This window comes from Sphingobacterium sp. GW821-FHT03E03, from assembly GCF_059420745.1.
Window position 1 is genome coordinate 311,782 of record NZ_JBWKUH010000003.1, and the last position, 12,387, is coordinate 324,168.

At 40.3% G+C, this 12,387-nt stretch carries 8 protein-coding genes; 6 read left to right on the top strand and 2 right to left on the bottom strand.

The features are described from left to right. The 6 genes from AC07UV_RS06345 to AC07UV_RS06370 all read left to right on the top strand — a co-directional run bounded on the left by AC07UV_RS06345 (position 1) and on the right by AC07UV_RS06370 (position 8,105). Positions 1 to 1,443 (top strand): RagB/SusD family nutrient uptake outer membrane protein, encoded by a 1,443-nt coding sequence (locus AC07UV_RS06345; protein WP_495183069.1) that lies wholly within the window; start codon positions 1 to 3, stop codon positions 1,441 to 1,443. 5 nt (positions 1,444 to 1,448) lie between these two features. Next, positions 1,449 to 2,252, top strand: coding sequence for a DUF4843 domain-containing protein (locus AC07UV_RS06350; protein ID WP_495183070.1), 804 nt, complete (start codon positions 1,449 to 1,451; stop codon positions 2,250 to 2,252). 12 nt (positions 2,253 to 2,264) lie between these two features. After that, positions 2,265 to 3,800 (top strand): PKD-like family lipoprotein, encoded by a 1,536-nt coding sequence (locus tag AC07UV_RS06355; protein ID WP_495183071.1) that lies wholly within the window; start codon positions 2,265 to 2,267, stop codon positions 3,798 to 3,800. A 194-nt stretch (positions 3,801 to 3,994) separates the two neighbouring features. Then, the gene (locus AC07UV_RS06360) at positions 3,995 to 5,479 is read left to right on the top strand and encodes a retropepsin-like aspartic protease (protein ID WP_495183072.1); all 1,485 of its coding nucleotides are present in this window, start codon (positions 3,995 to 3,997) and stop codon (positions 5,477 to 5,479) included. Between the two features lie 44 nt (positions 5,480 to 5,523). Beyond that, on the top strand, positions 5,524 to 6,750 hold the full coding sequence (locus tag AC07UV_RS06365; RefSeq protein WP_495183073.1) for a thioredoxin family protein: 1,227 nt from the start codon (positions 5,524 to 5,526) through the stop codon (positions 6,748 to 6,750). A gap of 11 nt (positions 6,751 to 6,761) precedes the next feature. After that, the gene (locus AC07UV_RS06370; protein WP_495183074.1) at positions 6,762 to 8,105 is read left to right on the top strand and encodes a TlpA family protein disulfide reductase; all 1,344 of its coding nucleotides are present in this window, start codon (positions 6,762 to 6,764) and stop codon (positions 8,103 to 8,105) included. Between the two features lie 114 nt (positions 8,106 to 8,219). On the opposite strand, the gene AC07UV_RS06375 is transcribed toward AC07UV_RS06370, so the two are convergent. Both AC07UV_RS06375 and AC07UV_RS06380 read right to left on the bottom strand, forming a co-directional pair. After that, entirely contained in the window at positions 8,220 to 10,691 is a 2,472-nt protein-coding gene (locus AC07UV_RS06375) for a phosphocholine-specific phospholipase C (protein WP_495183075.1), read from the bottom strand. A 163-nt stretch (positions 10,692 to 10,854) separates the two neighbouring features. Then, entirely contained in the window at positions 10,855 to 12,384 is a 1,530-nt protein-coding gene (locus AC07UV_RS06380; RefSeq protein WP_495183076.1) for a SusD/RagB family nutrient-binding outer membrane lipoprotein, read from the bottom strand. Between the last annotated feature and the right edge of the window lie 3 nt (positions 12,385 to 12,387).

Sequence of the window (12,387 nt, forward strand, 5' to 3'; positions counted from 1 at the left end):
ATGAAAAACATAATTACGATCACTATACTTACAATTAGCCTTGGACTGACTAGTTGCAATAAATGGTTAGATGTCAAACCGGAAGATAAATTTATTGAAGAAGAGGTTTTTAAAACGCCACAAGGATTTCATGATGCCCTAAATGGTATTTATTTAAGCATCAGCGGGGATAATTTGTATGGCCGAATGCTAAATCTGGAAACACTGGATCTACTCGCGCAGACCTATTACATTTCGGGTTCCCATGACAAAAAACGTCAACTGCTCAACAGTTTCAATTACGGAGACAAGGATGTCAAAGCCCAATTGGATGGCATTTGGACCAATCTGTATGTCAACATTACCAATATCAATAGGTTCCTAGAGAATTTAGACACCTATGGTCATGTTTTAGATACCCAAACGAAAGGGTTGATGGAGGGTGAAGCCCTAACCGCTCGAGCTTATCTTTATCTAGATATACTTCGGATGTTCGCACCAGCATTTTCAGTTAATAAAGAAGCACAAACAATTCCCTATTACACCAATACAACTTATAAGGCCGCTCCTTTTTTTAAGAGTACGGAAGTCATGGCCAATATTTTGGCGGATTTAAAAAAATCATCGGAGCTGCTGCTCAAATATGACCCCGTCCTAAATATGGGAAGAGTAGACCAAACATTCGGGGAAGTACAATTAGGTTCCAAACCTTTCCTTCAATTCAGAAACTATCATTTTAACTATTTTGCGGCCAAAGGTTTGGAAGCGAGAGCAAACTTATGGGCTGGAAACAAACAAGATGCCTTAAAAGCTGCCGAAGCAGTTATCGCAGCAAAATCCAAGTTTCCATGGATCCAAGCCTCCGACCTTAGCGCGTTGTCTCAAATCAATCGCGTATTTAGTATGGAGCTATTACTGGCCTTTGAAAGCCCGAGATTATACAAAAACTATGATGAGCTTTTTAGCCCAGCATTGGAAGATAGAAATATTCTCAGCGCGGGGACAACCAGCAGATTCATTAATGTGGTTTACGAAAATTGGGAGAATGATTTTAGGTACGCTTCCAATTGGCGCTCCAACGGCGGTAAGTCTTACCCTGTCTTCTTAAAATATGCTGATATTCCCTCAGATAATAACCGAAACTTTAGATATACCGTACCCGGCATGCGTATCAGCGAAATGTATTTAATCGCATCCGAATGCGAACCTGATCAAGCAAAAGCATTAGTCTATTTAAATGAATTGCGTAAGAATAGGAACTGTGATATCCTTGCAAGCTCAACAGGATTGCTTGATAATATCAAGAAAGAATATCGTAAAGAATTTTACGGAGAAGGTCAGTTATGGTATTACTACAAACGCAATGATAACAGAACGATCAATGGAGCGACCACGACAAATAAATCTGTAGCGGTAGAAAACTATACATTTCCAATTCCACAATCTGAAACTGACCCAAGGTAACGATCATGAAAATATTAAAATTAATAATTTACGGCTTATTCGCTATCAGTGTATGCATAAGCTGCAAGAAAAGTAGTCTCGAAACATATTCCGGACAAAACAACATCTATTTCCAAAATAAATTAAGCAATGGGACCTATATCCCTGTAGATTACGGTGTGTATTCTTTTGGTTATGTAGATCCCAAAATAAAAGAAGCTATTTTCCCCGTTATTGTTATGACGACAGGTGGTAAGTCCAATCAAGACAGACCTTATAAACTGCTCATAGATCCGGCATCAACCCTCGTAAAAGATCGTGATTATGATATCGTCAACGATAATTTCATGATTCAATCAGGTCAGGTAAGTGATACCTTGCACATCCGCTTGCTCCGCAACGCCGAATTAAAAAAGGAAAATCTAAACTTGCTATTTAAACTGGGGTCCAATGACAACTTTTCCACGTCGATGAATAGTCAGGAGATCGGTACTGGAACCAGTAAATATACAGCCTACTTTACCCGATTTTTATTAGAAGCCAATGACATACCAGGTGTTCCTGATTTCTGGAATCCGGCCAGGTCTTCTTATGCATCGTTAATCATTGGGTATCTTGGAAAGTTCTCCGGATTGAAATTTAAGCTATTAATCGAACGATATGATTTGAGCCTTGAAGAACTCACCGCTCCTACTTATGCACCTTCTGTGGCTAGTATTTTCGCTTGGTCTTATGGAATGAAATCCTATTTGGAAGAGCAGGCGGCTTCTGGAAATCCGATTATGGATGAAGACGGGAAACCTATGGAACTAGGGATTTATGTCCAATAATGTAACCTCAATATGAAAAGATTACTATTTATTACGATACTTTGCATTTGTATATTGAATGCATTTCAATCTTGTCAAAAAGATCTCGGGAATTATACCTATTCTAATTTTGACAGTTTAAAAATCAGCGGAATAGACACGGCCTATCTCGCGTATAATCAGAAACCATTTCAGATCAAACCTAATTTGGCGCTGATCAGTGGAGAAAAAGTAGACCCGAATCACTATACTTACGAATGGTATACGATCAACCCAAGCGCCGCTATTTTAAATGCAGAAAAAAAGAAAGTGCTGGGACACCAATTAGCGCTAGACACCATAATAAGCTTGTCCCCAGCGAAGTACCTGCTACACCTGAGGGTCACAAATAAAACAGATAATACAATAGCAGAATTTGTTACCAAAATCAACGTCACATCTGAACTAAGCGATGGCTGGCTTGTATTGAATGATATTGATGGCAAATCTCGGCTAGACATGTTAAACTACAATCAAACAACATCCAAATATGATCCCTATCAGGATATTCTTAAAAATTTCGCAAGGATTGATATGGAAGGAGCTCCAAAATTAGTGATGTATTTAAATGATAGAGATGCTGTAACAAATAAATATGCCCATAGGGTCTATGTTGGTACGGACAAAACGACCATGAGTTTTAACAATCAGGAAAATACCTGGACAGATTTTCGGAATCTGAGAAAAGAAATCTTTCGCACGACGACAGACAATTATCACGCTGAAATAATTCAACCAATGGGCAGAGGGGGAGGTCCAGTCTATATGTTAGACAGCGAAGGAGTTCTTATACATCAAAATGTAACACAAAATATGGTTTATGGCTCAACAATTAATCGCTTAAATGCTGGCGTCAGACTGAAGATTGCTAAATTTATTGCAGTAAATTCTAATGGTTTTGCAGCTTATGCTCTTGTTTATGATGAAAAGAACCAACGTTTTTTAGTTCACAATAGTACAAATTATACCTTGTTGATCCCAGGCTCTAGCGATCCTGAAATCTTCAGTCCTGAAGCGATGAAAATGGATTTGGTGTATATGGAACGCGTACTTACCGCAACAAACCAATTCTACGCATTATTGAAAAATCCGACAAGCAATAAATTAAGATTAGTCCGGTTTACACATGAGGGTGCTATCTTCAATCCATTAGCCGTTGATGACATTGAGAATCCATATGGAATGGAATCAGCTGAAAATATTGCTGCAGATCCAACATTTGGTTATATCTACTATTCGATCGGCAGCCAAGTATACCAATATGATCCGTTTAACAAAAAACACGGGCTTGCAGTCGATCTTGGTACCCGCCGCATTTCCAAAGTTAAATTCCAACGATTGGTTTACAATACTGGAAGTAACCGATACAATGATTTTGCAAAGAAACTGATGGTATGTAGTTACGATCCTGCCAATCCAAATACCAGTGGTAAAATGGAATTCTATGGGATTAGTCTATCCGGAGCTCCAAAGCTGACCGAATCATACACTGGTTTTGGCAAAATCGTCGATGTGTCTTACCGTGAATAACACAAATTAAAAAATCAACAGAGACTTTATTCACAGGATCGGCATTTGTCATACAAAATTAAATTGTGTAGACAACCTAATCAGTATGTAAAAATGCTAAAAACAAGTATCTCAAGAAGATATTTATGTGAGCAGCCCAACTGGATAAGAGATCCAGTTGGCTGTTTACCAATAACAAAACGCTTATGTGGGCTATGAAAATTAAAAAATGTTTCTTACTCGGATCGTATATTATAAACAGTATTGTTCTATTAGCGCAAACAAATACAACGCTACCAGTCAAATTACTTGCCTGCTTTGAGAAAAAGGATACGGCCTTAATTTCCCACGAACTGGCTGAAGGTTTTTCCATCGCAGGTCACACAGGCCCAGGAGCAAGCTTCCGCTTAAACCAAATTGTCAAAAATTACCCCCTAAAAGCCGTACATATTCTATCGGACAAGAAAACAACAAGAGGAACACTACTTCAAATTGAGGTCACAGATATAAAGGGTAAGACAACAAGCAATCAAGCATTAGTTGATCATAAGGGAAAACTAATTTACTTCAGCCTTTTTGATCAGCTTTATGGACTAAAAAGAGAAAGTAAGCCCAAATTACGGGTAGTCATTCCGTTTGAAAACAAGAATGGTTCCATTTACCTGCAAGTCAAAATCAATGGATACGAAAAACCTTTAAGGCTCCTTTTTGACACCGGAGCAGATGGCATGGCCGTGAACAAGCAGCTTGCTGATGCTATTGGCCTAAAGGTAACGCGTGAAAATAACGCGTCCGTCGTCGGCGGCAACACAAAGATTCAGGTATCTGACAACAATAGTATTCTATTAGACACGCTTAAGCTGACAGGACAAGGGATCGCCATCTTTCCTGAAATGGGAAAAGAAGGCGATGGCATCATCGGCAATAGCTTGATACGAAAATTTATCACGCATATCGACTACGATAAAAATACGCTTTCATTATACGACTTCGGAGATTTTCAATACAAAGGCAAGGGAACGGTAGTACCGATTACAATGCCTGCCGGTGTAATGATATTGCCCGGACAGCTTGAGATCGTCAAGGACAAGAGTTACTCGGGGCATTTTGTTTTCGACACTGGTGCCTCGTATGACCTTATCTGTTTCCGTCCTTTTGTACGCCAAAATAAACTGCTGGTCAGCGGATTCAAACCCGAGACTCAGGCCGCAACGGTAAGCATGGGAGTTTCCTCCCCCACCTTCTCGGGCAAAAGCTACCAATTTGCCATTTCTCCACTGCCCCCAATGCAAGGCTTGCCTGTCACACTAATGGGCGGCAGTGCTGGAAATGAACAATGGCAACCTGGTTTCGACGGATCTATTGGTGTTCGTCTATTAAGCCGCTATAATATCACCATCAATCTCGCTGAAAGTGAGGTATATTTCTCCCCCAGTAGATTACATGCCCATCCACAGGATTTTTTAATTAAGAGTTATCAGTTTGGCTGGGATAATACCGGAAAGTTGAAAGCACTTGGCGCTGTAGGTGCTACTGAAAATCCAACTGGCCTGAAAACAGGAGATTTGATTCAACGTATAGACAAGTATACGGTCGATCAATTGAAAAAAAATCCGACCCTGATAGATGAGATTCGATTAAAAGCAGCAGCCGAACCTATTTCTATTACCACAAATGCCAACAATAGCATCACAATTTAATCTTGAAAAAGAGTCAATAACTCAGATTTTTAAAAACTAATCACATGAAAAAATATATTCTATATATGATCACAATCTGCTGTGGGATGTTTTTTTCCAACGCATTGAGCGCGCAGGAAAAAACCTTCCAAGGCAGTTATGCGGAATGCCAGGCAAAGGCAAAAAAGGAAAACAAACTCATTCTGATAGATCTGTACTTTGTAGGCTGTATGCCTTGTGCTGAGATGGACAAACAAGTATTCCCGGATCCAATCGTTATGAAGGAACTCAACGACAATTATATTATGTACAAAACAGATGTCATGAAAGAGACCAACGGGAAGAAATTAGCTCGTAAGTACGGCGCCCCAGGGTTCCCCACCTATGTCATCGTAAGCCCCGAAGGTAAAACCATACTGACCGAATCTGGTTTCTTTGGTGTAGACCGATTTGTGCCACTACTGAAAGAAGCCGTACGGTTGAATAAAGCGCAGCAGTATTTAGCCTTTAATAGTACGCTGGACAACGACTTCCCCGCTGCTTACAGCGAGCGTTTTATCAAAACCGGAGAAAAACATGATTTTGCGGAACTCGAAGGATATCTCGAGCAACAAAAGGATCTCTTCAATGAGACAGCTTTCTTGGCCAATAGCGTTACTTCCTTTAGAAAATATAATAACTGGGCTTATGACAATCTTCCAAAACTGATTAAACTATACGGCGGAAATCTACTCCGCAACAAAATTTCAACAATTGCCAAAGTAAAAAGTAAACAATATGGGGCAGCGCAGCAATTGGATAGCCTAAACACCATGTTGACCTATATACGTCCTACGTTCAATGATAAATTATGGGAGGTGTTTTTACCTGGGTTTGTTACGAGTTACTATGCGGGCTCACAAAATGCGGCCAGCTATTTTGCGCTGATTGACGAATATAAACTCTACCCTACTTGGGACGAACGTAGCAATGCCTTCGGACCGGTCATTATGGATCAGTCAAAAAATCCGACAATCCTGAAATCTATACGAGCTGAATATCTAGCCGCAGCACAACGAAACACACTGGATCCGGTGGATAGTTATCGACTGATACTATTAAATTACTATTTGAAAGATTTTGATCAGGCTTCCAAAGGGATGGAAAAACTACTGAAATCAGACCTGACATCTCCATTCCTAAACATCGACAAAAAAGACCTACAAGACTTACGTGAGGCCATACAAAGAAAAGATGCCAGCTTATATAAGGCTAAGGATATTAAGAAAATTATTCCATTTAAATTAAGTTAATCCTCTATATCATGATTAGAAAAACCATTTTATTGCTCGTTACCCTGACTTGCTCGATTGTCGCATTCGCACAACAGCCAAGTAACATCACCGGAACGACAGATCCCGCCAAAGTAAAACGTGTCGGACTATTTAAAGTACTGAATGGCCGCTTGAAGGAAGTCGCTACATCTATTCCCGACGCATCAGGTCGATTTGCATTTCGCTTCACGCCTGAATATGAAGGATTGTATGCTGTTGGCAGTGGAAATGCCCAGAATCAACAGGGACTTTTCCGTTTTTACTTCAAGGGAAATGAGGAATTAAACCTAAAATTAAGTCAAAATGATTATGAATTAACAGGTAAAAATAGCCCAGAAAATGAAACGTTATACGCTTGGGACAAACAATCGAAAACTTTTCGCGCTAAAGGCACCACTCCTGGCGGCATGAGTACTTATGTCGATTTCTTCCCCGAGGTAGAGGAATTTAAAGGAAAATTAGAAGGGATCAAAAAGAAGGTCAAGACCAGGAATCCGAATTTTGACAAATTCTTTCCCGAGCTAGTCGATTATGATTTTGCCTATTATGCGATCTCTTATCTTTACATGCCGCGTACAGCCCACCCCAGCAAAGAGGAAATGAGCGATTTTTATACACAGTTCAACGCCGATCGATACCTGACAACTGAATTATTAAAATTTCCCTATGGCGACCGCTTTATGAGCAATATGATTTACCGCAAACTGGATCTGTCAACAAAACCAACATTTGATCAACAAGTTGCGGCAATCGGACCAGATGTACTGAAAGGACAATATGTCTTACAACGGCTTGAAGGAGCACGTTCCTATGGTGACTTTCAGGAAATGAATGAGAAATACAAAAAATATTTTACGCTACCCGAGCAAATCGAACGGGCAAAAGTTGTAGAAGCCCGACTGGTCGAAACGAAAACCGGCGTACCTGCATTTCAATTTAATTACCCTGATATCAACGGAAAGAAAACAAGTCTTGCAGATCTTAAAGGCAAAGTTGTCTTAATTGACATGTGGGCAACCTGGTGTGGTCCATGCCGTGCCGAAGAACCGCATTGGGAAAAATTAAATGAAGAATTTAACGGAAAACCAGTTGCGTTTGTAGGCGTATCAGTAGACCAGGATAAACCCAAATGGGACAGTTATGTGAAAGAGAAGAAACTAAAAGGTATCCAGCTGCACGCAGGTTCTGACAATGAACTTTCCAATGCTTACAAAGTCAATTCCATTCCGCGTTATATATTGATTGACAAAGCCGGGAACCTCATCACCGCAGACAGTCCAAGACCAAGCGACCCCAAACTAAAAGCTTTGCTGGAAGAATGGATTAAAAAATAAAAACCCAATAACAACTTATCCTAAAAAAGATCCCTGTCCAAATAAACCGGGATCTTTTTCTGTTTATATCGAATATGCCAACTGAATCCGTTTCGCTAGCTGTATCTTTGGTTTTTATCCCAATTGCGGATCAGTCTTCGAATGGCTTCCCGTTTCTACACGACCGGCAAACTGGCGAACAAATTTACTTCCAACAATCTGCAAAGTAACATCATACCAACCGTTAACCTTCTGAGATTCTACAACCCATTTTATAGATTTACCGGCACCCAATACTGTATTTTTTTTCCAAGAACTGTAGGCATTATCTTTCACCTGTACATGAAGTACTTTGTCTCCTTTATTGCTCGCTTCCAGGATGAGATTCCCCGTGGGAGTACCTTTCTTTCCCATCTCATAAGTAGCGATAACAGACAGTGACTCCCTATTGCCTTTAAAACTGCGCATAAATCCATTTGGGCCGTAGGCCGTCAGATCATAATACCCATCTTTAAAGTCGGCTAGGTTCCAGTCAAAACTCAATTCCTCACCCGCGATAATCGCAAATGGCCAAAAACTTACACCATCTTTATAACTCGGTCCACTATACACATTAAAAGGGCTGCTCAGGGATTTCGCCCCGAAAATCTTATTGCCCGCGGACATCGTCAGTTTTACGTTGTCCTTATCAATAGATTCACTCGAATACAGCTCATATGCCAGCGCATTAGAATTTTTTTGACCTTTTTCCTGTCTTGCCAATTGTGCAGCTTTTCCGGTAGTCTGCAAAGCTTGCATCTCATCTGCAGTCCATACATGGAAATTATTCGGTAGCGGTTTCGATTTGGCTTGATCAATTGCATAGATCTGTTGATTGCGATCCAAGAATGGCAGTTCTACAGCAGTTCCTTCTTCTGCCTTACGAAATACCGAAGTCAGATCTCCTGTTATAGCACGCCGCCAAGAACTGATATTATGTTCTTTCACATCCTTACCAAGCTTCTTATCAAAGAAATACTCCATAAATTGAATGGTCGAAGTGATATCGCAGACCTCCGAATTGACCCAGCCGCCTTTGCTCCAAGGAGACGCAATGATCAGAGGTACCCGATAGCCCAAACCAACCGGTCCCTCTGTGGCATGCTCCTTCTTCTCGCCACTGGCAAGTTCCTGCTCCAAACTCACATATTCATCGCTATAATCCAATCCTGCTGAAGTTTTTCCCGATCGGGCATCTGCCGGATTAGGCGCTACAAACGGCGGAATATGGTCGAAGTAACCATCATTTTCATCGTAGTTCAGCATAAAAACCGTTTTCTTCCAAACCTCAGGATTTTCGGTGAGTATATTCAATATTTCGGACACATACCAAGCTCCATACATCGGCGCACTGGGATGGTCCGAAAAACATTGCGGGGCGACCAGCCAAGATACAGTAGGTAAATTTCCAGACTTCACATCCTTCCGAAACTGATGTAATACATCCCCTTTTGGTACAGTAATCTGCTCACCTTCATGTACAACAGTGGCGGTTTCACGATAAAACGTATCATCCTCATTTGTCTGAAAGGCACGCTCATGCAAAGCGATTTGCTCCTTTGGAAGTTGCTGGAATGCCTGTTCGGTGAGTCGCTCTAGCTGTTTCTTATAGCTGCCCAGCTGCTCCTGTTTTTGCTTAAGCTTATTTTGGGTTTTCTGTACACTTTCAGTTCCATTATTCGCTAATGCTTTTTCAAGCTCCTGGATCTCAGCAGGTAATTCAACGACACGCTTACGCATAAATTCCAAGTGGCTTTTTTTGAATTCAATATGGTATTGTGAAAACCACTCTAAGTTATTGTCTGTAAAATTACCTAACCATTCTTCTCCATGAAGACCGCTCTCCATACTGACTTCATTCTGATATACCTTCCAAGGAATACCCGCAGCTTCCAGACGTTCAGGAAAAGTTTTCCAATGCGCCCAACGGTTGAAATAAATATCCGAATTACGAATCAACGGTTTTGCTCCTTTATTGGGCACACAAGTGCCTGTCCAGAAAAAATGACGATTGGTTGTCGTACCTGTAATGGAGGAACAAAAATGCTGGTCACAGATGGTAAACGCATCGGCTAATGCATAATAGAAGGGTATATCTTCACGGGTATAATAGCCCATGGTTAGCGGTATCTCACTCAGCACTTTTCCACCTGGACGTTTTGCTTCAATCCAGTTATCATGTTTACCCTGATTACGTGCCGCCATTTGATTTTCCCAGGAATGTGGAAGATTTCCTGTCCAGGCGGCATTGGAATTCTTGATATCCAATCGAAAAGGTGAATAGGTCTTTCCTGAAGCTGAAGCCTGCAACCATACGGGATTTCCACTAGGCAACTCGATAGCTCTTGGATCATTAAATCCCCGAACCCCTCTCAGTGTACCAAAACTATGGTCAAAGGAGCGATTCTCCTGCATTAACAAAACAATATGCTCGGCATCTAAAACAGAACTCCCCGCAACTGGTTCAATCGCTAAAGCACGCTGTATCGCATCCGGTACAGCACTCTGTAAGCCAAAAACCCCAGCCAACAAGGAGGCCTTCTTGATAAAGTCTCTTCTACTATCCATAAAAACATCTATTATATCTCTTATAAATTCAATGGTCTATCAGCGAATATATTCATTCGCTGGCGCTTTTCATGTAACGTTTTTAACAAAAATCCCCGCACACGATTGATCTCATGCGCAGGGATAGTTTTTACGATAAAAATTCAACAGATCAAAGTATTACCTATTTTAAGATCCACATCAGTTGATTGATTTCATCTTTTCCATCATATTGATTCGCCAATGCTGCATCAAGATTACTTCCATTATAATTATATTCACTTGCAGGATAACGCCAGCGGACTGGGATTTTGGTCGGATCATCAGCATTTAAGCTGGATGCTGGATTAATTTTCCATTTCGGATATCCTGTACGACGGTAATCATAGTAGGGATTTATCCTTCCTTGTAAAAAACTGGCCAAATATTTTTGTATCATGATCGCTTCTATCTGTGCTTCTTTGCTAACAGGGAACTGATTTCCATAAGCTGTTATAGCATTGGCTATATAAGTCGCATCCATTGGCATATTATGCGTGTATTGCGTAATATTGGGTGTATTATCTGCAATAAATTTCATTGAAGCTTCAATTCCCTTTTTATACCAATTGACTGCAGACTCTGCTATCCAACCTCGTGCGCTTGCTTCAGCGATTATGAAACATAAATGTGCATATGAAAATTGCTGTGTAGGCTCTCCACTTACCAACTCCGTGTATCGGTCATTTAATTTAGAATAGTCATTCTTCTTTTTTAAATCTGCGATATCGCCAAAAGCCAAGGAAGGATCAATTCCCACATAAGCATCAAATTCATTCATCTGCTTCCCACTGCTAATCTGTAAAGCTGAAGGATTTGCATAAAAAAACAAACGTCTGTCTTGATACTGTTTCAAACGGTCTATAATTTCGGTTGAGACAACTGGATAAATCACAAAACTATTACTGATTTTATAAAAAGGATAGGTTTGTCCGCTTTTGTCAGACCGAATCAACTGAAAATTATCAGCATTACCAGTAAAAATCGGCTTATTTGATAAAATTGACTGAAAACGTCCCTTTATATTTAAGTCTGCATCTGTTTCTTTTTTACTCAATTGAATCAAAACATTTAAGACAAAACTGTTCACCAACTTTCTCCATTTAGTAACATCACCACCGTACATGGGATCTCCAGCAAATTTTGCTCCGCTTGCAAACAACTGATCCGCCTTTTCCAGTTCGTCCAATATGCCCAGAAAAACCTCTTTTTGGCTATCGTATTTTGGAAAGTAAAGTTTATCCGATTCACCTTTTAGTGCTTCTTTGTAGGGTATATCTCCCACACTCATTGTTGCTTCATAAAATTTAACTGCCCTTGCAAAATACATCAATCCATTGTATGCGTTTGCCAAGACATCTGTTGCTGCATATTGGCCCATAAAATGAGCATCATTAATTGCATTCATTGATATGGTCCCCTCGCCAAATCCGTTGTATTGAAATCCTTCTACCAATTCAGTCCAGGCGATCTCTTTCGTTAACAGATATGGTTGCATAAAGGACTTTTGGCTAGGTTGGTTAGCCAAATTTAGAATAATGCGTGTAGCCAACATCGAAGAATTGACCTGCACAGGTGTTTCTGGATTAGTATTTATCTCGTCAAATTTAGAACAACTCGTAGACGAGATCAACGCTCCAATCGCTATATATATACCCAATTTTTTCATTTTCATCTT

Coding starts and splice junctions, on each gene's coding strand:
- AC07UV_RS06345 (WP_495183069.1), top strand. CDS start 1: ATGAAAAACATAATTACGATCACTATACTTACAATTAGCCTTGGACTG.
- AC07UV_RS06350 (WP_495183070.1), top strand. CDS start 1,449: ATGAAAATATTAAAATTAATAATTTACGGCTTATTCGCTATCAGTGTA.
- AC07UV_RS06355 (WP_495183071.1), top strand. CDS start 2,265: ATGAAAAGATTACTATTTATTACGATACTTTGCATTTGTATATTGAAT.
- AC07UV_RS06360 (WP_495183072.1), top strand. CDS start 3,995: ATGAAAATTAAAAAATGTTTCTTACTCGGATCGTATATTATAAACAGT.
- AC07UV_RS06365 (WP_495183073.1), top strand. CDS start 5,524: ATGAAAAAATATATTCTATATATGATCACAATCTGCTGTGGGATGTTT.
- AC07UV_RS06370 (WP_495183074.1), top strand. CDS start 6,762: ATGATTAGAAAAACCATTTTATTGCTCGTTACCCTGACTTGCTCGATT.
- AC07UV_RS06375 (WP_495183075.1), bottom strand. CDS start 10,691: ATGGATAGTAGAAGAGACTTTATCAAGAAGGCCTCCTTGTTGGCTGGG.
- AC07UV_RS06380 (WP_495183076.1), bottom strand. CDS start 12,384: ATGAAAATGAAAAAATTGGGTATATATATAGCGATTGGAGCGTTGATC.